Source organism: Gluconacetobacter liquefaciens (assembly GCF_003350405.1).
Classification (GTDB): Bacteria; Pseudomonadota; Alphaproteobacteria; order Acetobacterales; family Acetobacteraceae; genus Gluconacetobacter; species Gluconacetobacter liquefaciens.
On the sequence record NZ_QQAW01000002.1, the window covers coordinates 36,186 to 61,561 of the forward strand.

25 protein-coding genes are annotated in these 25,376 nt (G+C 60.8%); 14 read left to right on the forward strand and 11 right to left on the reverse strand.

The features are described 5' to 3' along the window. Positions 1-2 precede the first annotated feature (2 nt). The 8 genes from trbE to C7453_RS03475 are packed head-to-tail and all read left to right on the forward strand — an operon-like array spanning position 3 to position 7,815. Positions 3-2,429 (forward strand): conjugal transfer protein TrbE, encoded by a 2,427-nt coding sequence (gene trbE, locus C7453_RS03440; RefSeq protein WP_114726165.1) that lies wholly within the window; start codon positions 3-5, stop codon positions 2,427-2,429. Next, a complete protein-coding gene (trbJ, locus tag C7453_RS03445; RefSeq protein ID WP_114726166.1) occupies positions 2,426-3,172 on the forward strand; it encodes a P-type conjugative transfer protein TrbJ in 747 nt (248 codons plus the stop codon). Before trbE ends, trbJ begins: the two co-directional genes overlap by 4 nt. Continuing rightward, the gene (gene trbK-alt / locus C7453_RS03450) at positions 3,172-3,444 is read left to right on the forward strand and encodes a putative entry exclusion protein TrbK-alt (protein ID WP_114726167.1); all 273 of its coding nucleotides are present in this window, start codon (positions 3,172-3,174) and stop codon (positions 3,442-3,444) included. The genes trbJ and trbK-alt overlap by 1 nt, the downstream gene beginning before the upstream one ends. Positions 3,445-3,448: 4 nt before the next feature. Further along, entirely contained in the window at positions 3,449-4,726 is a 1,278-nt protein-coding gene (gene trbL, locus C7453_RS03455; protein WP_114726168.1) for a P-type conjugative transfer protein TrbL, read from the forward strand. 2 nt (positions 4,727-4,728) lie between these two features. Continuing rightward, positions 4,729-5,409, forward strand: coding sequence for a conjugal transfer protein TrbF (gene trbF, locus C7453_RS03460; protein WP_114726169.1), 681 nt, complete (start codon positions 4,729-4,731; stop codon positions 5,407-5,409). Beyond that, positions 5,409-6,395 (forward strand): P-type conjugative transfer protein TrbG, encoded by a 987-nt coding sequence (gene trbG, locus C7453_RS03465; protein ID WP_114726170.1) that lies wholly within the window; start codon positions 5,409-5,411, stop codon positions 6,393-6,395. The genes trbF and trbG overlap by 1 nt, the downstream gene beginning before the upstream one ends. Further along, the gene (locus C7453_RS03470; protein ID WP_114726171.1) at positions 6,392-7,552 is read left to right on the forward strand and encodes a TrbI/VirB10 family protein; all 1,161 of its coding nucleotides are present in this window, start codon (positions 6,392-6,394) and stop codon (positions 7,550-7,552) included. The genes trbG and C7453_RS03470 overlap by 4 nt, the downstream gene beginning before the upstream one ends. Beyond that, complete coding sequence (locus C7453_RS03475) at positions 7,549-7,815, forward strand: DUF2274 domain-containing protein (RefSeq protein WP_114726172.1); 267 nt, start codon at positions 7,549-7,551, stop codon at positions 7,813-7,815. Before C7453_RS03470 ends, C7453_RS03475 begins: the two co-directional genes overlap by 4 nt. Here the strand turns inward: C7453_RS03475 and C7453_RS03480 are convergent. The 5 genes from C7453_RS03480 to C7453_RS03495 all read right to left on the reverse strand — a co-directional run bounded on the left by C7453_RS03480 (position 7,766) and on the right by C7453_RS03495 (position 12,038). Then, positions 7,766-8,644: a LysR family transcriptional regulator gene (locus tag C7453_RS03480; RefSeq protein ID WP_114726173.1), complete on the reverse strand. Its 879-nt coding sequence runs from the start codon at positions 8,642-8,644 to the stop codon at positions 7,766-7,768. The genes C7453_RS03475 and C7453_RS03480 overlap by 50 nt on opposite strands. Before the next feature lie 117 nt (positions 8,645-8,761). Further along, complete coding sequence (locus C7453_RS03485; protein ID WP_114726174.1) at positions 8,762-9,220, reverse strand: tautomerase family protein; 459 nt, start codon at positions 9,218-9,220, stop codon at positions 8,762-8,764. Between the two features lie 74 nt (positions 9,221-9,294). Then, positions 9,295-9,843, reverse strand: a complete 549-nt coding sequence (locus tag C7453_RS18615) for a hypothetical protein (protein WP_141288922.1) — start codon at positions 9,841-9,843, stop codon at positions 9,295-9,297. Positions 9,844-10,220: 377 nt separating this feature from the next. After that, the gene (locus tag C7453_RS03490) at positions 10,221-11,084 is read right to left on the reverse strand and encodes an oxidoreductase (protein WP_114726175.1); all 864 of its coding nucleotides are present in this window, start codon (positions 11,082-11,084) and stop codon (positions 10,221-10,223) included. Positions 11,085-11,240: 156 nt separating this feature from the next. Beyond that, positions 11,241-12,038: an SDR family NAD(P)-dependent oxidoreductase gene (locus tag C7453_RS03495; RefSeq protein ID WP_114726176.1), complete on the reverse strand. Its 798-nt coding sequence runs from the start codon at positions 12,036-12,038 to the stop codon at positions 11,241-11,243. 113 nt (positions 12,039-12,151) lie between these two features. Here C7453_RS03495 and C7453_RS03500 point away from each other — a divergent pair, with 113 nt between their 5' ends. Beyond that, complete coding sequence (locus C7453_RS03500) at positions 12,152-13,141, forward strand: GlxA family transcriptional regulator (RefSeq protein WP_114726177.1); 990 nt, start codon at positions 12,152-12,154, stop codon at positions 13,139-13,141. Between the two features lie 210 nt (positions 13,142-13,351). Here C7453_RS03500 and C7453_RS03505 read toward each other — a convergent pair whose 3' ends face one another. Continuing rightward, entirely contained in the window at positions 13,352-14,221 is an 870-nt protein-coding gene (locus C7453_RS03505; protein WP_114726178.1) for an NAD(P)H-binding protein, read from the reverse strand. 77 nt (positions 14,222-14,298) lie between these two features. On the opposite strand from C7453_RS03505, the gene C7453_RS03510 reads away from it, so the two are divergent. Beyond that, on the forward strand, positions 14,299-14,724 hold the full coding sequence (locus tag C7453_RS03510; RefSeq protein WP_114726179.1) for a winged helix-turn-helix transcriptional regulator: 426 nt from the start codon (positions 14,299-14,301) through the stop codon (positions 14,722-14,724). Between the two features lie 112 nt (positions 14,725-14,836). Here the strand turns inward: C7453_RS03510 and C7453_RS03515 are convergent, their stop codons facing one another. Beyond that, entirely contained in the window at positions 14,837-15,286 is a 450-nt protein-coding gene (locus C7453_RS03515; protein WP_170143111.1) for an SRPBCC domain-containing protein, read from the reverse strand. 130 nt (positions 15,287-15,416) lie between these two features. Between C7453_RS03515 and C7453_RS03520 the strand changes: the two genes are divergently transcribed. Then, positions 15,417-16,295 carry a LysR family transcriptional regulator gene (locus tag C7453_RS03520; RefSeq protein ID WP_114726181.1) on the forward strand — a complete coding sequence of 293 codons (879 nt, stop codon included), beginning with the start codon at positions 15,417-15,419 and terminating at the stop codon, positions 16,293-16,295. A gap of 281 nt (positions 16,296-16,576) precedes the next feature. Here C7453_RS03520 and C7453_RS03525 read toward each other — a convergent pair whose 3' ends face one another. The 3 genes from C7453_RS03525 to C7453_RS03535 all read right to left on the reverse strand — a co-directional run bounded on the left by C7453_RS03525 (position 16,577) and on the right by C7453_RS03535 (position 19,690). Beyond that, positions 16,577-17,413 carry an alpha/beta fold hydrolase gene (locus C7453_RS03525; RefSeq protein WP_114726182.1) on the reverse strand — a complete coding sequence of 279 codons (837 nt, stop codon included), beginning with the start codon at positions 17,411-17,413 and terminating at the stop codon, positions 16,577-16,579. A 73-nt stretch (positions 17,414-17,486) separates the two neighbouring features. Beyond that, positions 17,487-18,401 (reverse strand): acetoacetate decarboxylase family protein, encoded by a 915-nt coding sequence (locus tag C7453_RS03530; protein WP_114726183.1) that lies wholly within the window; start codon positions 18,399-18,401, stop codon positions 17,487-17,489. After that, positions 18,398-19,690, reverse strand: a complete 1,293-nt coding sequence (locus C7453_RS03535) for an NADH:flavin oxidoreductase/NADH oxidase family protein (protein ID WP_114726184.1) — start codon at positions 19,688-19,690, stop codon at positions 18,398-18,400. Before C7453_RS03535 ends, C7453_RS03530 begins: the two co-directional genes overlap by 4 nt. Before the next feature lie 91 nt (positions 19,691-19,781). On the opposite strand from C7453_RS03535, the gene C7453_RS03540 reads away from it, so the two are divergent. Beyond that, positions 19,782-20,228, forward strand: a complete 447-nt coding sequence (locus C7453_RS03540) for a MerR family transcriptional regulator (RefSeq protein WP_114726185.1) — start codon at positions 19,782-19,784, stop codon at positions 20,226-20,228. On the opposite strand, the gene C7453_RS03545 is transcribed toward C7453_RS03540, so the two are convergent. Beyond that, the gene (locus C7453_RS03545; RefSeq protein WP_114726186.1) at positions 20,208-20,897 is read right to left on the reverse strand and encodes a type 1 glutamine amidotransferase domain-containing protein; all 690 of its coding nucleotides are present in this window, start codon (positions 20,895-20,897) and stop codon (positions 20,208-20,210) included. The two genes, C7453_RS03540 and C7453_RS03545, sit on opposite strands and share 21 nt — an antisense overlap. A 481-nt stretch (positions 20,898-21,378) precedes the next feature. Between C7453_RS03545 and C7453_RS03550 the strand changes: the two genes are divergently transcribed. Together C7453_RS03550 and C7453_RS03555 are read left to right on the forward strand one after the other, a co-directional pair. After that, positions 21,379-23,943, forward strand: a complete 2,565-nt coding sequence (locus tag C7453_RS03550; RefSeq protein WP_141288924.1) for a hypothetical protein — start codon at positions 21,379-21,381, stop codon at positions 23,941-23,943. Then, positions 23,903-25,348 (forward strand): hypothetical protein, encoded by a 1,446-nt coding sequence (locus C7453_RS03555; RefSeq protein ID WP_114726188.1) that lies wholly within the window; start codon positions 23,903-23,905, stop codon positions 25,346-25,348. The genes C7453_RS03550 and C7453_RS03555 overlap by 41 nt, the downstream gene beginning before the upstream one ends. Positions 25,349-25,376 lie beyond the last annotated feature (28 nt).

Below are 25,376 nucleotides of genomic sequence, written 5' to 3' on the forward strand. Positions count from 1 at the left end.
CCATGCTGAACCTCGCCGAATACCGCCATCGCCGCGATCGGCTCGCCGATTTCCTGCCCTGGGCGGCGCTGGTCGCCAGGGGTGTGGTGCTGAACAAGGATGGCGCCTTCCAGCGCACCGCGCGCTTTCGTGGCCCGGACTTGGATTCCTCGACCGCCTCGGAACTGGTCGCGATCACGTCCCGGCTGAATAATGCCCTTCGCCGGCTTGGCTCCGGCTGGGCACTTTTTGTCGAGGCACAGCGCCGGCAAGCGCGGGGCTATCCCGCAAACCTGTTTCCCGATCCCGCCTCCGAACTGGTCGATGCCGAACGCCGGGCGCAGTTCGAGGAGGAGGGCGCGCATTACGAGAGCCGGTATTTCCTGACCCTGGTCTGGCTGCCGCCGGCCGACGATGCCGCCCGCGCCGAAGCCTGGCTCTACGAGAACCGCGCCCGTGGCGGCTCCGACTGGCGGGCGGTGGTCGCAGGTTTCATCGACCAGACCGATCGGGTGCTGGCGCTGCTCGACGGCTTCATGCCCGAGGCAGACTGGCTCGATGACGCCGAAACCCTGACCTATCTTCATTCCTGCGTCTCGACGCGGATGCAGCGGGTTCGGGTGCCCGAGATCCCGATGCACCTCGATGCCATCCTGATCGATGAGGAACTGACCGGTGGCCTGGAGCCCCGATTGGGCGACGCCCATCTGCGCACGCTCACCGTCACCGGCTTCCCCACCCAGACCTGGCCGGGGCTGCTGGACGAGCTGAACCGGCTGGCCTTTCCCTATCGCTGGTCGACGCGGGCGATCTGCCTCGACCGCACCGATGCGACCAGGGTGCTGGGCCGGATCCGGCGGCAATGGTTCGCCAAGCGCAAATCGATCATGGCGATCCTCAAGGAGGTCATGACCAACGAGGCGTCGGTGCTGCTGGATTCCGACGCCGCCAACAAGGCCGCCGACGCCGATGCGGCGTTGCAGGAACTCGGCACCGACCAGGTCGGTCAGGCCTATGTCACCGCCACCGTTACGGTATGGGACGAGGATTCGACCGTCGCCGCCGACCGGCTGCGTCTGGTGGAGAAGACCATCCAGGGCCGCGACTTCACCTGCATGCGCGAGACGGTGAATGCCATCGAAGCCTGGTTCGGCAGCCTGCCGGGCCATGTCTACGCCAATGTCCGCCAGCCCTGCGTCTCGACCTTGAACCTCGCGCACATGATCCCGCTCTCCGCGGTTTGGGCGGGGCCGGAGCGAGACGGGCATTTCGCCGCCCCGCCGCTATTCTATGCCCGCACCGAGGGCTCGACCCCGTTCCGCTTCGCACTGCATGTCGGTGATGTCGGCCACACGCTGATCGCCGGGCCGACCGGCGCCGGCAAGTCGGTGCTGCTGGCCTTCATGGCGATGCAGTTTCGTCGCTATGCCGGGGCGCAGATCTTTGCCTTCGATTTCGGTGGCTCGATCCGTGCGGCAACGCTTGCGATGGGGGGCGACTGGCACGACCTCGGCGGCGCGCTGGCGCAGGACGGGAACGACCTCGTCGCGTTGCAGCCTCTGGCGCGGATCGACGAGCCGGGCGAACGGGCCTGGGCGGCAGAATGGGTCGCGACCCTGCTGGAACGCGAGGGCGTCACCGTTGCGCCCGACCTCAAGGAGCATCTGTGGTCGGCGCTGACCTCGCTGGCCTCGGCCCCGGTGGCGGAGCGCACCATCACCGGCCTGTCGGCGTTGCTCCAGTCGCTGGCGCTGAAGCAGGCCCTCCAGCCCTATTGTGTCGGCGGCCCATGGGGACAATTGCTCGACGCCGAGCACGAGCGTCTCGGTGTTGCCGATATCCAGGCCTTCGAGATCGAGGGTCTGATCGGCTCGGGTGCGGCGTCCGCCGTGCTGTCCTATCTGTTCCACCGCATCGAGGACCGCTTTGACGGCAGCCCGACCCTGCTGATCATCGACGAGGGTTGGCTGGCGCTGGATGATCGCGCCTTCGCCGGACAGCTCCGGGAATGGCTGAAGACGCTGCGCAAGAAGAACGCCTCCGTCATCTTCGCCACCCAGTCGCTGGCCGATATCGATGCCAGCCCGATCGCCCCCGCGCTGATCGAGAGCTGCCCGACGCGGGTGTTCCTTCCCAATGACCGGGCGCTGGAGCCGCAGATCACCGTGATCTATCGCCGGTTCGGTTTGAACGACCGCCAGATCGAGATCCTCAGCCGGGCGACGCCCAAGCGCGACTATTACTGCCAGTCCCGGCGCGGCAACCGCCTGTTCGATCTCGGCCTGTCCGAGGTGGCGCTGGCCTTCACCGCCGCGTCGTCGCCCGACGACCAGACCGCCGTCGAGCGGATCTTTGCCCGGCATGGCCGCGACGGGTTTGCGGCCGCCTGGCTGACGCACAGGGGCGTCGAGTGGGCGATCGAAATGCTCAGGCCGGGAGAACCGTCATGAGAAGTTCTTTGATCTGCAAAGCAGCGTTGGTAACTGGGTTCGGCGCCCTGTCATCCATCGCCGTGAGCGTCCCGGCCCATGCGCAATGGGCCGTCTATGACGGTGCCGCCCATGTCCAGACAGTGCTGATCGCGGCGCGGGAATTGCAGCAGGTCAACCAGCAGGCGCAGAGCCTGCTCAACGAGGCGACCATGCTGGAGAACCAGGCCCGCAACCTCGCCACTCTGCCGCTCTCGGTGCTGGCACCGCTGGAGCAGTCGATTGAAGCGACCCAGCAGATCGTCGGCCAGGCGCAGGGGCTCTCCTATAACCTGACCAGCATCGATCAGGCCTTCAGCCAGACCTATCCGCAGGCACTGGGCAGCCCGAGTTCGGCGGCGCAGATGACGGCCGATGCGCAGACGCGATGGCAGAACGCGCGGGGCGCCTATCAGGACGGGCTGCGCGTGCAGACCGGGGCGGTGCAGAATCTCGATGCCACGCGCAGCCAGATCGACAGTCTGGTCACCTCGAGCCAGTCTGCGACCGGCACCCTGCAGGCCGTGCAATCGGGCAACCAGCTTACCGCGCTACAGACGCGCCAGCTTGCCGACCTTACCGCGGTCGTCACGGCGATGGGTCGCGCCCAGGCGCTGGAGGGCGCGCGTCAGGTCGAGAGCGAGGAGCAGGGCAGGGCACAACTGGCGAATTTCCTGAATTACGGGGCCGGTTACACGCCTGGCACCGCGCAGATGTTCCATTGATGCGCGGGTTACGTCTCTCCCCGCCGATCGTCTTCCGGCTCGTTGCCGTCGGGCTGGTCGTTCTGATCCTGGTCGCCGCGAGCCTCCATCTCCGGAACGTCCCCCGTGACGTCGGTGTGCAGGATCTCGGGACGCCGGGCTCTCATGACCGGTTGGCCACCGGTCTGGTGCGCTGCCAAGCCCTCGGCATGAAGGCTGACGGTGATCCAGCCTGCGCGGCGATCTGGGCCGAGAACCGCAAGCGCTTCTTCGCGCCCGACGCGGCACGGTGACGCCATGCAACAGGGCGCCGGCGTCATCGACAATTTCCTTGCCATCTTCACCCGGTATATCGATTCCGGCTTCGGTCTGGTGCAGGGCGACGTCCACTGGCTCGCCGGTGTGCTGATCACCATCGACATCACCCTGGCCGGACTGTTCTGGGCGCTGGCGCCGGATGAGGACGTGCTGGCGCGGCTGATCCGCAAGACCCTGTTTATCGGCCTGTTCGCCTTCATCATCGGCGACTTCAACGGGCTGGCACGGATCATCTATGAGTCCTTCGCAGGTCTCGGCATCGAGGCCGGCGGCGGGCATCTCACCCAGGCACAACTGCTCCAGCCGGGGCGGCTGGCCCAGGTCGGCATCGACGCTGGCAAGCCGATCCTGACCTCGATCTCCTCGCTGGTCGGTTTCGTCGCCATCTTCAACAACGCGATCCAGATCGCGGTATTGCTGATTGCCTGGCTGATCGTGGTCATCAGCTTCTTCGTGATGGCGATCCAACTCTTCGTGGCGCTGATCGAGTTCAAGCTGACCACGCTCGCCGGGTTCGTGCTGGTGCCCTTCGGACTATTCGGCCGCACCGCCTTCCTCGCCGAGAAGGTGCTGGGCAATGTCGTGTCGTCCGGAATCAAGGTGCTGATGCTGGCCGTCATCGTCGGCATCGGTTCGACGGTGTTCGGCCAGTTCACCAGCGGCTTCAATAATCCGCCCACCATCAATGACGCGCTGACCCTGATCCTCGCGTCGCTGACGCTGCTCGGTCTGACCGTGTTCGGCCCGGCTCTGGCCAATGGGCTGATTGCCGGTGGTCCGCAACTGGGGGCGGGATCCGCCGTCGCCACGGCGGCCGGGGTCGTCGGTGCCGGCGTGGCTGCCGCGTCAGGGGTTGGGCTCGCTGCGGGTGCTGCGGCGGCCGCTGTGCGTGGTGGCGCCTTTGTCGCCGGAGGTGCCACCGCCGCCTATCGGGCGGGCGGCGCGGCAGGCGTGGCCAAAACCGGACTCTCCGCTGCCGCCAGCCCGCTGCGCCGGGCTATGGCCAGTGTCCGCACCAGCTATCAGGCCGGCGGGGCCGCCGCGACCGGCGGCGCGGCCACGACCGGCGGGGCAGGCGGCACCACGGCTTCGGGCGCTGGCGGTGGAGCGGGTGCGGCCGGCAAGCCACCAGCCTGGGCCAGCCGGATGCAACGCAACAACCGCATCAAGGGCGGCGCTGATGCCGCCGCGCAGGCGATCAAGGGCGGCGACCGGCCCAGCGGCGGCCACGACGTCGATCTCTCGGAAGGAGAATAGCCATGTTCCGCCGCCCTACCGTGCGTTTCGGCCGGACGCCGGAACCCGAGACGCCCTATCACAAGGCCGGTCAGATCTGGGACGACCGCATCGGCTCGGCCCGCGTCCAGGCCCGGAACTGGCGGCTGGCCTTCTTCGGCTGCCTCGCTTTGAGCGGCGCCCTCGCCGCCGGGCTGGTCTGGCAGTCGGTGCGCGGGACCATCACCCCCTGGGTGGTGCAGATCGACCATCTCGGCCAGGCACAGGCCGTCGGTCCGGCGACCGCCGCCTATCGGCCGACCGATCCGCAGATCGCCTGGTATCTGGCGCGCTTCATCTCCGAGGTGCGCGGCATCCCGGCCGATCCGGTGGTGCTGCGGCAGAACTGGCTCGACGCCTATAATTACGTCACCGATCGCGGCGCGCTGGCGCTGAACGATTATGCCCGCACCAGCGATCCCTTCAGCCGGATCGGCAAGATGCAGGTGGCGGTCGAGATCGCCAGCGTCATCCGTGCCTCCGACGACAGTTTCCGGGTGGAATGGATCGAGCGTCGCTATGTCGACGGCGCGCTGGCCGCCACCGAACGCTGGAGCGCGATCCTCACCATCGTCGTCACTACCCCGACCGATGCCGAACGGCTGCGGAAGAACCCGCTCGGCATTTACATCCACGCCCTTAACTGGTCCAGGGAACTCGGCTGATGCGCACCCTCAACACCATCGCGCCGCTCATGATCGTGCTGGCGCCGCTCGCGGCCTGCTCTTCATGGAAGCCGCCTGCCATTCGGTACGACGATACGCCCCGGCAGGTGGTCCTGACGCCGGAGCCTCCCAAGCCGGTGCAGGTGGTGGCGCTGCCAGAGCCCTTGCCGCTACCGGGGCAGCTCAAGCCGATCCCCTACCAGCATGCCGTGCCGGAACCGACGGATCCGCATCAGCGGGTCGAGCGCGCCAACAGTGCGGCGCGGATCCAGCCGACGCGGGCCGGCTATCTCAATGCGATCCAGGTCTATCCCTTCTCCGAGGGTGCGCTCTATCAGCTCTACGCGGCGCCGGGGGAGATCACCGATATTGCGCTGCAGCCGGGCGAGAAGCTGGTCGGTTCCGGTCCGGTCGCCGCCGGCGATACCGTGCGCTGGATTATCGGCGACACCGAGAGCGGGGCAGGGGTGTCGAAACGGATTCATATCCTGCTCAAGCCGACCCGTCCGGACCTGACCACCAACCTGGTCATCAATACCGACCGGCGCACCTATCATCTGGAACTGCGCTCCGATGAGCGGACCTATATGGCCTCGGTGTCCTGGGACTATCCGCAGGACCAGATCGTTGCCCTGCGCGGCCAGGATCGCGACGCGGACCTCACGACGCCAGTCGCCACCGGCGTCGATCTTGACGCGCTGAATTTCCGCTACCGGATCGAGGGCGACGAGGCACCGTGGCGGCCGTTGCGGGCCTTCGATGACGGGCGGCAGGTCTTTATCGAATTCCCGACCGGCATCGCCCAGGGGGAGATGCCGCCATTGTGGGTGGTCGGCCCGCAGGGGGACGGCCAGCTCGTGAACTATCGGGTACGCGGCAATCGGATGATCGTCGATCGCCTGTTCGCCGCCGCCGAACTGCGGCTGGGGGCGAAGCATCAGCAGGTGGTGCGCATCGTCCGCACCGACGGGACGCGGCGGTCATGAGCGAAAGCGCCGGGAGCGGCGGTGCCGAGACACCAGCGCCTTCTGTCAGACTACCGGGCGAGATGCGGCTGCGGGCAACGCGGCCGCCGGTCACGCGGCTGTCGCGTAAGGTGATCCTCGGCCTGTCGGTCATCGCCGTAGCCGGCATCGGCGGCGCGCTCTATCTGGCGCTGAAGCCGATGCCACCGAAGAGCAATGCCGAACTCTACAATACCGGCAATCGCACCACGCCGGACGGGTTGGCCAATCTGCCGGGAGACTATAGCCATCCGCCGCGCCTCGGACCGCCGCTGCCGGGCGATCTTGGTGGGCCGCTGCTCAAGGCGGGCGTGGGCGCGCCCGGCATGGCGACACCGGCGGCGCCGGCCGATCCGGAGAAGCAGCGCATCGTGCAGGAGCAGGAAGCGGCGCGGGTCAGCCATCTGTTCACCCAGACGCAGATGGGGCGGGATATCGCCACGCCCGCGACACCCGGTACGACCGCAGCCCAGTCCACCGGCATTCCCGTCGATCGCAAGCAGGCATTTCTCGATGGTCCGGTTGACCAGCGCACCGTCAGCGCCGAGCGTCTGGTGCCTGCGCCCAGCCCTTACGTGCTCCAGGCGGGCTCGATCATACCCGGTGCGCTGATTACCGGCATTCGCTCTGATCTGCCGGGCGAGGTTACAGCGCAGGTGACAGAGAACGTCTATGACAGCCCGACCGGGCATATCTTGCTGATCCCGCAGGGGGCGAAGCTGATCGGCCGCTATGATTCCCAGATCGCCTATGGCCAGACGCGGGTGCTGCTGGTCTGGACTCGGCTGATGCGCGGGGTCGGGGACTCGATCGTGCTGGAGAACGAGCCGGCCGCCGATGTCGCAGGCTTTGCGGGGTTGCAGGATCAGACCGATAATCATTGGGGTGAAGTGTTCAAGGCCGCTCTGGTTTCGACCATCCTCAGTGTGGGTTCCGAAGCGGATATCAGCGGCGGTAATGGCATTGCTCAGGCCCTGCGCACCGGTGGCTCGCAGGGCCTCAATCAGATCGGCGAGCAGATCGTTGGACGCTCACTGAATATCCAGCCCGCGAATATCATCCGGCCAGGCTTTCCGGTGCGGGTCATGGTGCATCGTGACCTGGTTCTTACCCCCTACGGACAGGAGGTTTCCCGATGACGAAGCTTAGGCTCGGGCCGATCTCGGATGACAAGCCGGTGCGGCTCACCGTGGAACTTCCCGCCGCCGTGCATCGCGATCTGGTCGAATACGGGTGGCTGCTGGCGCGTGACAGCGGTCAGGCCGAGATCACGCCAGCAAAGCTGATCCCTCCGATGCTTTCACGCTTCATGGAAGGGGACAGGGCCTTCTCCAGGGCCAGACGTCTTCGAATCAACGCTGCCGAACAAAATCCCGGACAAAAGCCACGAATCGACCCGTAACCGGGTCCTGGCGATTGGCATCCCAACCAAGATGAATTTGCAGTTGCGCTTTACTCCCGCGAAGTGGTCGGAAGATGACGCCGGGAAAACCCTGTTCCGCCTGACTCTGAACGGCGAGAGTCATGCCATATCCAGCTCCGACAAGCGCGAATACGGATTGCTTTCCTGCTGGATGACTCTCGAGGGTGATGTTCTTCCCTAAAATTTCGAGATAGCGATCCCGCACGCTATAATCGTCTCCCCAGTCCTGAATTAGGAACGTCTCATTTCGTATTTCTTCTCGACTCAGGCTTTTGCATTGATGCAATGGATGATCACTTGAGAGTGCCAAAATCAAATCTTCGCTAAAAAATGGCAGAGACGCTACGGCGTCGGAGTCAATGTATGGCGTAAAGAAAATCACGTCTACAGAGCGGAGAGATAATGCCGATCGCAAGTCTCTAGTGCCCATCTCATGAAAAATTATCCTAACATCTGGATTTATTTTTTTCCAGATGGATAGTGTAAGTTTAAATCGAGTGCTGATCGGAGGCAGTAGCGTGCCGATTTGAATGACCCCGTGATGTCCTGTGCCATACACTTGCGCAAAAGACTTTATTTTATCAAATTCATTAAGAATATTCGTGATTCTATGGAATAGAAAATCACCGGCGGCCGTCAGGCGAACGCCGCCATGATTTCGTTCCAGAAGAGTGAGGCCCAGTTCGTCTTCAAGCTTGTCAATAGCACGGGAGAGTGTCGACACTTTCACGCCACGAGCTTTGGCTGCCCTAGTCAGGCTTCCCGATTCGACGGCGAGTTTGAAATACTCAAGATTTACGCTGCGCATGACGTGATCAGGGCAAGGTTGCGATTTTTGTCGGTTTAACCGGGTACGGCCCCCTGTTTATACAAGCAGGCATCACAACCCGGTTATGATTTCATGCTTCAATCGCAAATGTATAAATTATAATTCAAACGATTTACTTTCTCCGATTAATTTTTTCAAATATACTTTCAATTCGATTGGAAGATGCTGCAACCAGACATCCTCATCGCCGGGATTTGGTAACACATGACCAAACTCAACCATGTCTGTCGCCTCGATATTGTTGAGATAAATCCATATATTTTGTGCGTCGATGCCGGAAATTTCGGCGACATCTGCTAGGATGTTTAGCATCAGCCTCTGGCGAATTTCCGGAGCACGACCGGACCGGATATCAGCGCGTATCCACGCATGGGTATCTTTTGGCTGGCCACCAATGAAACGCTTCTTAGTCGGGTTTTGGTCGATGACTACCTGGACGAAAAATGTGGGAGCGCCGGTTGCCTCATGATGACGTAAAGAAATTGCTTCGGCGATCCTTTTCTGTTGATCGTCTGACAGACTGGCGGCAGGAAAGGAGCATACGTAGGTAGGCATAGGAATATTCCCTCATTATTATTTGTAATTACACAATATCCTATTGATAGCGGAGGGGAAATAATCTCCTTCTATTAAGGAGCACCCATGACGTGGATATGGGCCCATGGTGTGCCAGCGTACATGATGTAGGCACCGGAATCCTTGTGAACAGTCGGCAGGCCCGAGGTCTTGGGGTCGAACGGCCACAATATCATCCAATGAGGACCTATTTTGATGGCTGGTGACGACATGTCGTGTGGATCAGTGTCGCTGCGCTGTGTCGCACCCCCAAGCATATATTCGATACCGGGAACTGACGTCGTCGGATGTGGTTTGCCCTCTTCGCGGTCCTGATTCCACTGAAGGGCAACGGCGTCTTCACACATTGGTGGATCCCCAATGATCGAATTGCTGCCTGGCAAGCAGGTCCAGCCGTTGCGACCCTGACGTAAAATATGCAGTTCGCCCTTCTCGGCGGGTTCGGCCACTGTTGCGTCGGCCGTGACCTGTGGAGGGCCAGCAGATAGTGCTCTGGCTATTTTCACTTCGACAGGTTCTTGGGATACTTTACGGTCGGCCGCAATAGCGTGAAATAGCGGTGCCGAAATAATAGCCAAGGATACGACAAGATTCCGCTTCATGTTGTCCTGCCATTTATTCAATAATAGTATTGTAGAAGAATCCAAAGTCCGCGAATTACATGATCTGTCTTCCGTCATGGATAGCATTGCAACAGAGAACTAGAGAACAATTCTGTTAAAAAGATATGATAAGCTCGGTTATTTTCGCAGTGATAGCCTAACGTATGCGTTTCATGTCTCATAGGACGAATATCCGGCGTTTTCAGCCACAATACAGAGAGATCGCGCCGCGACTGTTGGCGGACTGCGGGAGGAGGTTTTGTCGGACTGCAGCCTTGCCCGAGCCGTCGATCCATGATCACGATAGGCGCTGCCTGATATGGCGGAAATATAATAGAAGCCAATAGAGTCCGCCATAAACCCAAGCGTTGACGGCGTCAGCGGAGCAATGAAGCCCAGCCACTCATCAAGGTAATCATGTCAGCGGAAGCTGACATGATCACCTTATCGAGCATGCGATCCGAAAGGATGCTTCGCAGGATGAGGAGTGGACCCGAGAGCCTACCGCCGTGGTATCTGGCGGCTGGTCGCTTTGCCCTCAGCGCCTTGACGATCAAATCGCTGATTACTTTCGGGGGCGGATTCTTGCCAAGCCGCTTCTGTTCTCTCCGGAACTTGGCCACATAATCGGCGTAAGCGCCGTGGCTCGAGTACCTCTCGGCTTCGTCAGAGGCAATCCCAGCCCACTCGGTCTGGATCCCACCTGGCTCGATCACCACCACATCGATGCCGAAGCGTCGGACCTCGTTGCGCAGAGAATCCGAATAGCCTTCGAGCGCGTACTTGGATGCATGATACCAGCCGCCCAAGGGCGTCGCGAGTTTGCCGCCGATCGAGCTTATATTGAAGATCTTGCCGAACTTTCGCGCCCGCATATGGGGTATGCAAAGTTGTGTGAGACGCGCAGGGCCGATCAAATTGGTTTCAATTTGCCGACGGCCTTCCGCCAATGGTACATCTTCCAGCGCTCCGAATTGTCCATAGCCGGCGTTGTTGATCAGGACGTCGATTTGTCCTTGCTCCCGAATGATCTGCTCGACGCAATTGACGATGGATGCGTCGTCTGTGACGTCAAGGGGGATCACTTTGCCGCCCGCCGACTGGATTTCGGCCATACGGCCGATCCGGCGCGCGGCGCCATAGACCATATATCCCTCGGCGATCAGCCGCAGCGCGAAGTCTTTACCCATTCCAGACGATGCGCCTGTCACGAGCGCGACCTGCCTTTTGGCTGCGTTCATATCCGCCTCCCTGAGGAGATTCCTGCCATCGTGGAGACCTCCTATGGCTTATGAGTAAAAGTCTCGTCCGAACTGGCCCATTCCAGGCCCTCGAAAACTTGGCGTTTGTCGGTTATTCCGTATCCGGTGGAACGTCTGCCAGGCCATTCGGAAAGGTCAGGAGATCTTGTAACGGGGAGCCGGTTTAGCATTTCCAAAGTTCTGCGAGAGGACGCGGCGGTCGACCTCCCACTTGTTCCACAGTTCGACGTCGTAAAGGCCGGGGATCGTGACCAGCTCGCCAGCATCCAGGCCGGCAAGTGCCGCGTCGACGCAGTCTTCGCTGGACATCGTGATCGTAGCAGTCTTTTGCGCGGAGTAGCCTGCGATATCCCAGAACTCTGTTGCTGTCGCACCTGGCAGGACGGTCTGGATACGCACGCCCTTATCCGCCAGATCTTTCTGCAAGGAATGGCCGAAACTCAGAACGTAGGATTTTGAGGCACTATAAACACCGTTCAGCATCTCAACGGCAATCCCAACGACCGACGCGATGTTGATGATTGTGCCACTGCGGCGAGAAGCGAAGCCGGGAGCTGCCGCATAGGCAAGACGGGTGAGGGCGGTGATGTTCAGGTCGATCATCGCCTCCATCTTCTCGACATCGGCTTCGAGGATTGATGCCACCGAACCTACGCCTGCATTGTTCACCAGAACGGAGATCTTCGGATCATCACGCAGCAGCGTTTCCACCTTGGCGCGATTGCCGGAATCGTTGAGATCGGCCGGCAGGATGGTGACGTCGACATTGCTTTCGCCGCGGATACGCTGGGCGACCGTCTTCAGACGCTCTTCGTTGCGGGCCACCAAAATGAGGTCGTAGCCGCGCTTTGCGAGGCGGTCTGCATAAACAGCACCGATGCCTGACGATGCACCAGTGACAACCGCCGAACCCCTCGGAGATGAAGTCGTCATAAAAATCGTCCTTTTGAGTCGGCCCGGAATTGGGCGCTGGACGAAAGATACCGTTGCACGTAAGTGGCGCAAATGTCATATAAACGACAAATAGAGACATAAAGGCAGGCACCATGCGCGATATCGCATTTGTTGTATATCCGGGTTACTCCGTCATGGCGCTTGCTGCCATGACGGCGTTCGAAGTTGCCAATATGGTGTCAGAAGAGCCGCGTTATGAGTTGAGCTTTATTTCCGAAACAGGCGGAAGGGTCCGGACATCTGCCGGCATGGTGCTGGATACAGAAATATTCAGCGACAGGACTTATGACACGTTGATCGTCGGTGGAGCGACAATACCTGTCCCTTCTACGGCGGGACTGGTTACGTTTGTGCGGAATGCAGTAACACGATCCAGACGGATTGCCGCGGTCTGCACTGGAGCGTTCGTGCTTGCTGAAGCGGGTCTCCTAGACGGTCGACATGCAACAACACACTGGCTTTACGCGCGAGACATGCAAAAGAAGTTTCAAAAGATCATAGTGGAAGAAGATCGAATTTTCATCAACGACGGCCCGATCTGGACGTCTGCCGGCATGACAGCCGGTCTAGATCTATGTCTGGCCCTGATCGAGAATGACCTTGGCCAGGAAATCGCGAAAGCAGTTGCACGGAAACTCGTCATCTATCATCGCCGAGGAGGAGGCCAGTCGCAGTTCTCTGCTCTTCTCGAGTTGACGCCCAAATCGGACCGTATTCAGGCGGCGCTTTCCTATGCCAGAGAGAATTTACATAAGCCATTAAGCGTACCGGACCTTGCGGAAGTGGCGCATCTGAGTCCCCGGCAATTTAGCCGGGCGTTCCACGCTGAAACGGGTCAGTCACCCGCAAAGGCGATTGAAAACCTGCGGGTCGAGGCCGCTCGCAACCTGATGGAACAGAGCCGTCACCCCATTGACTTGGTTGCACGCCATACCGGCTTTAGCGACCGGGACCACATGCGCCGCGCCTTTCTAAGAGCTTTTGGGCAGCCGCCACAGGTGTTGCGGCGCCAGGCGCGGCAGCAGCCGGCGGATTATGATGAACTGCTGGACGACGAGGAGTTCACCTCCACGCTACAGTAATCGAACTTGTTCCATTTTTACGTTTGGTTTCAGCCGCCTAATCGTCTCGTGGATGGCTAAGTAGCTATAGACGGTTTCCGGCAATCCAGGAATTTCCGTTTCGCGCTGCAGGACAGTCCATTGCGAGTGAATGGGCCTGGGAAGCTGCCTGTAGCCAGTGCGACGGGCCGATCTCCACGCGGTTCAAAGGCTGGCCCGCCAAGGAGTGACCTAAAAGAACTCTGCCAAGGTCGCGCGGAAGGGCGTCGTAGGTTGCCCGATCAGCCGGGCAAGGTCGCCGCCGTCGTCGAACAACGCTCCCTTCGCCACGCCCGCGTCGGTATCTGACAGGATCGTGGCAAACAGCTCCGGCACGCCGACCCCGAGCAGCGCCGTTCGGTACGCGTCCGGGTCCATGTTCCGATAGGGAAGAGGCTTGCCCGATGCCTCGGCCACGGCGGCAACGAACTCAGCCAACGTGTAGGATGCGTCACCGGCCAACTCGTAAGTACGGCCGGTATGGTCGCCGCTGGCCAATACGACCGCTGCGGCCCTGGCATAGTCGGCGCGGGCAGCGGAGGAGATCCGCCCCGCCCCGGAGGCGCCAAGGAACACGCCGTGCCGCAAGGCGGGTGCGATCCGCCACGTATAGACCTCGGTGTACCAGCCATTCCGCAGCAGCACGAACGGTATGCCGGACGCTTTCAACGCGCTTTCCGTGTCGCGATGCTCTTCCGCGAGGAATAGCGGCGAGGTGTCCGCATGAAGGATGCTGGTATAGGCGATTTGGCCAACACCCGCGTCCTTCGCCGAGGCGATGACATTGCGGTGCTGTGCCGTGCGCTGGCCGATTTCGCTGCCGGAAATCAGGAGCAGCCGGTCGACTCCCGCGAGCGCACTGGCCAGTGTCTCCGGCCGGGCATAGTCGGCCACGCGGACCTCCACGCCCTTGTTGCGGATCGCGACCGCCGCCTCCTTGGCGGGATCGCGTACGCCCGCCACGATGGCGCTGGCGGGCAGTGTCTCAAGCAGTGCATCGATGACCAGGCCGCCGAGATGGCCGGTGGCAGCGCTGACGAAGAGCGTGGGTGCGGTGGGCATTGCCGGTCTTCCTTGTGGTTTGCAATCGACACAAGGTAATTAAGTGAGACCACAGGCGGCGTGAAGGAGGCAGGATTTTGGGACAGGGTGAGGCAAAAGTAACCGCCCCGGCATTCGATGCCACCGTCCAATTGTTCGCCGACCGGCAGCCCGGCCAGCCGGTCGATCCACAATGCCCGGTGCGGGACGTGCTCGATCGCATCGGGGACAAGTGGTCAACGCTGATACTGGGCACCCTCGCCGGGGGTCCGCACCGGTTCAGCGCCGTGCAACGCGCGATCCCGGACATTTCCAAGCGGATGCTGACGCAGACCCTCCGCGATCTGGAGCGTGACGGCCTGATCGCGCGCAAGGTGTTTCCGACCAAGCCGCCCAGCGTCGAGTACCGGCTCACGCCTCTTGGTGTTACGATCCTCGATCCGCTGACGTCCCTTGTCCGATGGGCCAATCAGAGCCATGCCGCGATCCGGGAGGCTCGTCTGGCGTTCGATCAGGCTCTTTGAAGCCACCGGCGAAACGGCGCCGTGTCATCATCATCTGGTTTCCTGCGGTGCCGCATCGATCTGAACCGTTGATTTCCAGCTCCGTCATACTGTCGGGAGACTCTGGTCGATTTCAAGCCGCTTCGGCACGGGATTTCAGGGCCCGGTTCATTTTGATGAACTCGGCCCGAACCGTCTCAACGTCATAGAACCAGAGCAGAACCCCGGCGAACGCTTCGCTCTGGCGGAACAATGTTCCATGGCCGGTTTGCGTGATCTCGAAATCATGGGTCCCGGTCAACAATCCGGGCACCCCCCAGAGGCGGCCGATCCACTGCAACCTCCGGCCCGGCATGACGGTGACGACCTCGGGATGAAACACCATCCCACCATCCGTCTTGCCCCCACCGAGACGGACGGTCAGTCGCTGACGAGGCTCCAGGCGCCCGGTCAGTTTGCGAATGAAGGGATTCCAGGACGGATAAGCTTCCGTATCTGTCAACACCGACCATACACGTTCGGGGGAAGTCGCGATCTCGATTTGCGTGTCAATATGACGTCGTGGATCAGGAAAGTTCGGCAAGGATCCGTCTCCCAAAGACATTGGAATAACTGAAAAAAACATTTTATCGTGTTCTTCATGCCCGCAGGGTAATGCCGCGCCTGGCAGGCAGGATATTGCCGGTTATGACAGATCAACTCTACAATTTCGTATGGATCAGATCGACTGGCATCTCTGGCGAAGCTTTGCGGCAGCGTGCCGCGCGGGCTCCCTGTCGGGAGCAGCACGCGCTCTGGGGACGACACAACCAACAGTCAGCCGTCAGATCGCCCAGTTGGAAGCAATGATCGGCCAGACGCTCTTTACGCGATCAAAGTCGGGGCTTGTGCCGACCGCCCATGCAACCGCCCTGATGCCGATCGCGGCATCCATGATCGATCAGGTGAATACCCTCGAGCGGCTGGCGAAATCGGCAAGTGCTGCAGAGACGACGACGCTGACCATCACTGCCAGCCAGATCACCGGCACGATGGTCCTGCCTTCGATCCTGGCGGCTTTTCTCGACGATCATCCGACGACGCGCATTGCTTTGTCCCTGACCGACGCCGTCGAGAACATACTTGAACGCAAAGCCGATGTGGCCGTGCGTCACACCGAGCCGACACAGCAGGAATTATGGGGCCGCAAGATCGGGACCGTGCCGATCAAGCTGTATGCCCATCGAGACTACGTGCAACGCCACGGCATCCCGCACGACCTCACCGAGCTTTCCCGGCATCGTCTGATCGCGTCGTCCGCCCATTTACGTCGTCTGCCCGAACTGACGGCCCTTGGCCAACGCCCGGCCCTCGATTGCAGCGACGATGTCGGATTGCTGGCAGCCCTGCGTGCGGGCGTCGGTATCGGCTATTGCCAAACGCCCATTGCGCAGGACAACCCGGATCTCGTGCCGGTCTTGCCAGACTATATACCCGCCAGTCTGCCCTTCTGGATTGTTACCCATCGCGACCTCCGCAACGTTCTCAATGTGCGTGACGTGATGCGGCATGTGGGAGAAGGCTTGAGCGCGTATTGCCGTCGCTCGCTATGAGGTCCAATCGGCTCATCTCGCTCCTGCGTCCTACCGCCGATTTGACAGCACCACGGCTGCAAACGAGATGGAAAACCGCTTCCGCCCTCAAATACGGCATACAGCGTCTCGAGGTGTGCAACGTAAAGCGGACTGTCAGAATTATCTGATCTTCATCATCTTCTTCTCGGCATCATGGAGAGCGTGATATCGGGTGGACCCGGCGTCTTCCGGCATTATGAGCGTTTACTCACTCCAAAATGCGGGGGGCACCGTGCGCCACCCCGCGGATGAACGGCCGCTCAGTCTTTGATAAAGGCCAGGATATCGGCATTGATCGTATCGGCATGGGTCGTGTGCATGCCATGCGGAAAACCCGGATAGATCTTCAGCGTGCTGCCCTTGATCAGCTGATGCTGCAGGAGCGCCGCGTTCTTGTAGGGCACGATCTGATCGTCATCGCCCTGCATCACGAGGGTGGGTACCGTGATCGCCTTCAGATCCTCGGTCTGGTCGGTTTCGGAGAACGCCTTGATACCTTCGTAATGGGCCTTGGCGCTGCCCATCATGCCCTGGCGCCACCAGTTGCGGATCGTGCCATCGGAAATCTCCGCGCCAGAACGGTTGAAGCCGTAGAACGGGCCGGTCGGCACGTCGAGGAAGAATTGCGCGCGATTGGCGGCCAGAGCGGCGCGCAACCCGTCCAGCACCGCGATCGGCGCGCCCTCGGGGCTGCGATCCGTCTTGACCATCAGCGGCGGCACGGCACTGATCAGAACCGCCTTCGCGACGCGGCCCTGGGGCTGGCCGAACTGCGCGACATAGCGCGCGACCTGGCCGCCACCGGTCGAGTGACCGACATGGACGGCATTTTTCAGGTCAAGCATCTCCATCACCGCCGATGCATCGGCGGCGTAGTGGTCCATGTCATGGCCCTCGCTCACCTGCGACGAGCGTCCGTGCCCACGCCGGTCATGAGCGATGACCCGAAAGTCCTTCGACAGGAAAAACAGCATCTGCGCGTCCCAATCGTCCGCGCTGAGCGGCCAGCCATGATGGAAGGCGATCGGCTGGGCGTCCTTCGGTCCCCAGTCCTTGTAAAAAATCTGTACACCATCCTGTGTCGTTACGAATGACATGGACTGTTCCTCCGTCTGGTTGATGAAAGGGTTACGTCAGGATCAGCGTGATGAAGGCAGGCGCTGATCCTTTTCATCCGGATCCGGGCATGGTGAACGGCTCGGGCATGTTCAGCACCAGCTGCGCATCCCGAACGACATCGAGCCGCAATGGTCTTGCAACGCCCAGGCCGCCCAGAAGATCGCTCATCGGGCCGCCATGGCGCGACAGGGTGACATCGCGCGGCAGCATTCTCTGCGCGAAGGACAGCGTGTTCGAACGGACAGTCGTCCTGTGCCAGCGCCCGTCGATCTGATGGATCATCGTGTTGGCACCCATATGCGATTGTGACGGTACATCGACGAAATCCGGTGCCGGTGCCCGCAGGGTCAGGTCCGGGGTCCCATCGGGTGCCTGTGTGGCTGCCCGCACTTCGGCTCCAATCGTCACGCTGATACCGGCCAGCCATTTGGGAAGCTGGTAGCATTCCACGCCCCGCACGCGGGCAATCTCGGTCGTGACGGGAAGGGCGAGCACATGGGCGTGGAAACTACGGCGCCGTATCGCTGCTGCCAGTTCCAGCGCGTGCGGACCACATGCGCCGGGTCTGCGGATGACGATGGCGATGGAGGCTTCGTCGTACGGATCGTTGTCGCAGACGGCGTAGGAAAAGAACGTCAGCGCCACCAGGCCGTATCCGGGGCAGGCGCGCAGCGGCTCGAGCGGCTCCGGCAAAATCGCCTTCAGGCGGGAAACTGGCGCCGACATGAGGAGTTGCACGCTGCTGCTACGATAATAGAAATTCGGCGCCCATACGGGCCCGATCCGGGACTCTATTTTCTGCTTCGGGATACGGCGGAAGAAGTCGATGTTTCCCGCCGCCGGATCGCGCGCGATGGCGTCGAGATCCGGGTTGGAGCGGAAACGGTCGTAATAGCCTCCGGCCAGGACCGGTACCTTGTGGCCGCCGAACTCCACATCGATGGTGCATCCGTCCATGTTGGTCATGCCTTGCCGCCAAGGACGCGCATGGTCATACCGGCTGCCGTGTCTCCAGCCTTCCGGAGCGGAGCGCCGTTCACCATCCATGCGCGGTAGGCCCGCGCCTGTCTGCGGCCTGTCAGTTGCGCCCGGATGAAGGCCATGAGAGGCGAGACAAGCGGTCTTGTCGGTCGGCCGGAGGCAAGTCGGACCATCTGGTACCGCACGGCCGCCATGTGCGCCGCCGATGCGAGGGCCTTGTTCTTCCAGCCGATCGGCTTCAGTGCGGGCGCGTCGTCATGCCCCTGCTTCCATCGTTTCGGCAGGTCGGGTTCGATCGCCAGAGCGGTGGCCATGCCCGCCATGGCGATGCCGCTGTCGATCACCTTTTCGGCGACCGCGCGCCGCCGGATGCCCCCCGTCACCATCAGCGGCATGGTGGCGACGGTTATGATCTCGCGGGCGAAATCGAGGAAATAGGCCTCGCGCGCCAGCGTGCGCTCGTCGCGCGCGGTGCCCATCATCGCAGGTGCCTCGTAGCTGCCGCCCGACAGTTCAACGAGATCGACGTCGAGGCCATCCAGCATGCGCACGACGGAGCGGGCATCCTCCGGCGAAAAGCCTCCGTGCTGGAAATCGGCGGAGTTGAGTTTGACCGCGACCGAAAACGCCGGCCGTACCGCCGCGCGCGCGTCACGCACGATGTCGAGCAGCAGGCGTGCCCGGTTTTCGAGGCTGCCGCCCCACTGGTCGGTCCGGTGGTTGGCGAGCGGGGAGAGAAACTGGCTGAGCAGATAGCCATGGGCGGCGTGGATCTCGACGCCGGTGAAACCGGCCAGTTCGGCCAGCCGCGCGGTATTGACGAAACGCTGCTGTACGTCGGCGATATCGGCCGCCGTCATGGCGCGCGGCACCGGAAACATCTTCGACTGCCGGCCGAGATCAAGGGGGATGGCGGAAGGCGCGAGGGTTTCCCGCCCGAGGCTCGCGGGCATCTGCCGACCGGGGTGGTTGATCTGCATCCAGATCTGGCTGCCACTGGCCCGCGCGGTGTCCGCCCAGGTACGGAAGCGGTCAAGATGCCTGTCATTCTCCAGCACCACGCCTGCGGGCCCGGTCATGGCTCTGGCGTCGATCATCACATTGCCGGTGATGACCAGACCTGCTCCCCCCTGTCCCCAGGCACGATACAAGCGAATCAGTTCGTCGGACGGTGCATGATCGGCATCGGCCATATTCTCTTCCATTGCCGCCTTGGCGAGACGGTTGGGAATGACGGCGCCATTGGGCAACGTCAGGGGCGAAAACAGAGACATGGACCGGACTCCACGAGAAACGTTCTGGGCAGAGCCTGACATTCAAGTTAACTTTAAGGTCAAGAGATGATTTCACGGAGGGGGAAGCGTCGTGAAGATCGGGGAACTGGCAAATCGGAGTGGTTTGACGCCCTCGCGTATCCGCTTCTACGAGAGGATCGGTTTGCTGAAGGCCGTGGATCGCAAGGCGAACGGCTATCGGTCCTATCCGGCGGAGGCTGTTACAATCCTGGGCCTGATCGCCCTCGCTCAGGGCGCGGGCTTCAGTCTTGACGAAATTCGTGCGCTGCTGCCCGCCGATCTGGAACATTGGGAGCACGACGCATTGGCCGGCGCGCTGACCCGCAAGGTCGCGGATATCGAGACGCTGCAAGCCCGGCTCGCGCGGAGCAAGGCGCATCTGCTGCACGTCATCGACGAGATCGAAGCCCGTCCGGACGATATCGACTGCGCCACCAACGCCCGCCGGGTACTGACCCGGCTGCTGGGCGAAGACGCTGAAATGCCGGTCGCTTCCTTACGCGCGAAGCAATTCTGAAACCCGGCGCGCGGTCGCTTTGGCGGAAGCCGGGTTCTGCCCGGTGACCAGCCGGCCATCGGTGACCACATGGGGCACGAACGGCAGAAATGCCTTGTCGTAGAGAGCCCCGCGTGCCTTCATCTCCGCTTCCGCGTTGTAGGGCATCTCCTTCGCCACGCCGGCGAGAACTTCCTCGGTCCAGGAGAAACCCGTGATGCGTCGGCCGGATACTAGTAGCGTGCCATCCGACAACCGGGTATTCAGCAAACCGCAATAGCCATGGCAAACGGCGGAGACGATACCGCCCCCTTCCCAGATGGCACGGGTGATGGCCTGCAAACCCGCACTGTCGGGAAAGTCCCACATCACGCCGTGACCTCCGGTAAAATAGATGGCCTCATAGCTGGCTGCATCGATCTCGTCGGGTCGCGCGGTGGATGAAAGCAATGCCATCCGTGTCGGGTCGTTCAGCCATGCCTTTGCGGAGGCATCGAGCAGGGGCCATTTCAGCGCACGGGGTTCCAGCGGTGACGGTCCCCCTGCGGGGCTCATAAGGCGCTGTTCGTAGCCCTGAGCCGCGAAGACATCCCAGGCATGACTCAGTTCCGACAGCCACAAGCCCGTCGGGTGTGACGGGTCGGCATAATGAGCGACGTTGGTGATGACGTGAAGGATGCGCTTGCTCATGACCGGAACGTCCCCAAGATGAATGGGTAGATAGTCTGTAACCTTTAACCTAGGTTCATGGTCAAGCGATCATAAATTCACACGCGGGATGGCAGGAGCGGTGTCGCTTTGAACCGAGAGCCGACATTCCGTCCTCCCGGCCAAAACCGCCTGTCCGTTCAGTGGCAACAAAGCAGACCGGCGGCAGTCGCCCTCAAGGCAGACATCCACAGCTGTTGTGAGGGGCGTCCAAAAGCCGACCTTGCTAAGAGAAGGGTAATAGACCAATTTTGGGGCATTGTGCTCGGTCGGTCTCTGAGCGCGATAGCTTCGATTATGGAGGGGCGAGCATGTCAACATAGCTGTCCTTCAAGAATCAAGCTGCCGCATTAAAAATTTACCCTAAATTCATCGATCAACGGCTTGGAATGAACGACAAGAAATTGCGCATTCACAATCCTTGCAATGGATTATCTCTGTGTCGATATTGTATGGAACAACTGTGCCGGGGCAGATGCGCGACATTGAGGATACCATCAAGGCTGGTGAGCGTAATCGCGACACGATGGTGCTCGTAAGTAATTACTGCGCGAGTGCACGTGTCGAGAAGTTCGGCGGAACAGGGATGATCGAACAGGCTACGGGCCTGCCGATAGGACTTCACGGCATGCGCTGCGATTTCGCACCTGAAGGCGGCATGGCATGCTGGGATCTTCGCGACGCTGTCATCGATTTCTACGATAGGAATTGCATCAGTTGCCAGCACCGTCAGCCCCTGCGGCTGCCGAACCTGCTTGAGATCATTGCTGAGCGCGACCGTGCACGCGCCGCCCGAGAGGCACGCGACGCATTGGACGCCGAGCTGGCGGCAAAAGCACTTGAGGCAAGGAACGCGGTCCGCGCGCTCCTTGCCCCAAACCTTGGTGCGATCGCCCGTACTTTGCTTGACGATATCGGCCTGTTCGACGCCCATCGCACTGCGGAAAACTTCGAACGTGTAACCCAGAGCGCGCGGCTCGCACCCGAGCATTTCACTCCCGAACTGGTGGTATATGTTTCCGGGTTGGCGAAGGACCAACCCTGGTTCGCCGAGGCGGCACTTATCATCCTTGATGCCGTCGGTGCCGATGACGCCGAGATAGTCACCCTGGCAACTACGATGCTTCATCGGGGACATACGGTTCGCTCCGCAGTGGAGAAGCTCCTGCCACGCATTCATGTGGTTTCTGCCGGCGTCATCCCTGACATTGTCGACTCCGCCATTAACCTTGCCGATCCCGACGACCGTGAATTTTTCCATGGCGGTAGTGAGCAGCGTATGTCACGCGATTCCGCGTTTCTCGTGGCATTGTATCAACAGTTTCCCAGTGAAGTGATCGCAGCGATTGAGTGCATGCTTTTGAGTGGCAAGCGGGCATTGGTCGAGCGTGCCGGCCGCGGTTTGCACGCGTTGAGGGGCTCAAACGCGAAGGTTGCGGCGCCCATTTTGCGAACCTTGATGTCAGTCTATGTCCGCGCCCCATCGCTGGTGAGCGACCTGAAAGACAATGACGACCGGCTTCCCGATCTGGCCGAAGCCATGAATGATGCGTTCGACGCCTTGCCACAAGAGGTCGATAGACTGCTCCAATCGCTTTACGAGGGAGCGCCACCCTCCCACCGCGCACGGGTCATGATGGCATACGCGCTCGCCGTCCGTGTCGGATACAATGAGCCGCCAGTCCCCGCCACATCGCCGCGCCATTCCCTCGCACTCCCTCGTCTTATCTGGGCGACCACAGTCGAGCGTGACGATAAGGTTCTCGAAGAAGTGACATCGGCGTTTCGCGCAGGTTCGAGGGGGTTGGAGCTTGTGGTTCGAGAGCAGCTCGATGCGTTCGTCGGCGCACTCTTTCTGCTGGATGACCGACTGGCGGAAGTGGACGCCGAGAAAGGGCAGCCCGGAGATGATTTTCTGGCTACCATGGAGCGCAGGAATAGGCGTTCTATGATGCGCGGACTGATAGATGAATTTGTCGAATGGGCAAGTAAGGCGGCGGCGGGTGACAATGCATCGGTGGCCAAGGTCGTTGGCATGTTCGACACCATTCCGGATGGGCGCGACAATCTTCGTGGCGCGCTGCTAGGCGCGACGAAGGCGCTTTCCGGCGATCTTGCCGGATTGAAGCTGGTGTTGCCACACCTTTATACTGCTCTCGTCGGATCATCAGTGCTGGGCCGTTCTTATGCGGCAACCGCCGTCGGCGAACTCCCATATCGGAGCAGGGCGAATATTCCTGATCTCCTGTTCGAAGCGTTTGGCGCCTTGTTGTGGGATCAATATGTCGCCGTCCATAAGGCAGCGGTGAATGCCTTCCAGCGCGCAACCCTGCCCGAGCAGTTTCGGCCTAACGCAGCCCTAGCGATCCTGAACCTGATTCATTATTATCGAGTCCAGTCGAACGAGGACCAGTTCCTCGCAAAATGCGTTCGCATTCTGTCCGGTATGGTTGATCTCTTTGGCGAAGGAAACGCAAAAGTTAGGCGCTATCTGATCGAAGTCGCAATGGGCATCGAGCCGCTATTTCTGCGCTCCGATATACAGTCGTTGTCCTATAGCCTTGGTTCCGAGCCTGAGTTTGCCAAGCTCGCCGCGCGTATGGTCCCGCATCTTGTCGATCGGCACAATCAGTCCGATGCGGCTATGAACCTCCTGGGTCAAGTGAGTCCTGATGGTTTCAGGACCAGCGCTCAGGCCTTTCATGATGCAGCGATTACAGTGCTGAATGACGACCTTAAGACATCACTTGGCATTGTAGACGCGTTTCTCCGAACGGATATGCTCGACGAGGCTGATGCTCTCGTGACCGCGCTTCTGGAAAATAATGGTGACACGATAAGAATGCGACGTCGTAGGACGTTGCTGCGCTGGCCGCAGCTCGCCCTGCGTTTCGAGCGTGCTGTTTCTGCTCGGGATATGGACGCGATTGGGGAAACAGGTCGCGCCTGGAGCGAGGCCGCTGCAGTCGACACACAGGATCGGGAGGATGAGCGTGAACGTCGTGCTCGCTCAGGCCTACCCTTCTAGGATCGCCGCGATCGAAGCGATCGCCGTTTATCCGGACACTGCAGGCGGCGATGAATTGCGCGCTAGGGCCGAAGACGTGTTGTCTGCTGTGCAGCTTTTCGGATCAGCAACCGCAGCGCAGGACTGGCGAGCGTTCGCGTTCTCACTCAAAATCTTGGGTCTTCTCGCTGACTGGAGTGAGGCGGTGCATAACGCAGCGGTTGATGCTGATCGGTTCCTTCGTGCGGGTCGGCTTCAATATCGCACCTTCGCCGCCGATGCCAATCACTCGGCCTATGGATTGGCGCTCGTCGCTGCGCTTGCCCCGATCAATGACGATCTCGACGTCTCTTCGGTGCCGGCGCTACGTGGCGCGGTTGCACAACGGGAAATGCCCGTCGCCATCTTCGGCATCAAGAAGCGCAATTTCGAACCGCTCACGGCCGACGGGGTGTCTGCCAAGTCTGAAGAGATCGCCGTTGCTTTTCTAGAGTTCATGATCGACGGAAAGCCCGCAGATACAGTGCATAATCTGAGCACGGGACAGGTTCATGATCTAGATCTGACCATTCGGGTGTCGAGGTGGCCCGAATACGCCGAACGGCTCGTGATAGAACCCATGTCAATCGAGCCTCCCAGCACTTGGGATTTTCCCCCTTTTGAGTTCTTGAAGCCTCATGGTCCACCGCCCTACGTGTTTCAACGTCAGGGCCGGATGGCTTTGCACGCCTCGCAGGGGTTTAATGCGAGGCCACTTGAATTCCGTTATTCAGCTGAGTTTCAGCCGCAACCGAAGTACGACGAAGCGATCGTGCTCGCTGGCCAGCGAACGCTCCGTCTCGATGGCACTGACACATCGCGACACCCGCTGACCGGTTATAGCGAGTTGGATATGAAAATCATCCAGTTGCGTGAGAAGCTGCGGCTTGAGCCACTAATTTCGGAAGCCCATGTTCGCGACCTGCTGACTTTGCTTACCCCGGTGGCGAACCTCATGGGCCAGTCGGTGCAGGACAAGCGCTATCCAAAGCCGATCGACGAGGCCATGTTCCAAGCTGATTTTCAGTCCTTTCTGCGCTCCAATACCGTCATTGGCAGTGAGCTTGAGGTTCAAGGTGAGATTGCGGGCGGCAAAGTTGACCTCAGCTTTCGAGGGATTAAGATCGAGCTCAAATCAGAGCGCTCAAAGAGACTTCTCCCTGACGATTGCAAGAAGTTCGCAGAGCAGGCAGCAAGTTACGCAGTTGGAGCAGGCCATCGGATAGCGCTTCTGTGTGTGTTGGACTGCAGCCCAAAGACGACTCCCCCCTTTCCGGTAGCGGATGGACTGACAATCATTACTATCGAATCCGGAACTAGCCCCGTATATGTCGTGAGTTGCTTGTTTCAGGGGGGGCTTGCCCGTCCAAGCGATCTGTCGCGATGAGCCCGCAGGCCTAAAAGACAGAGAAGTT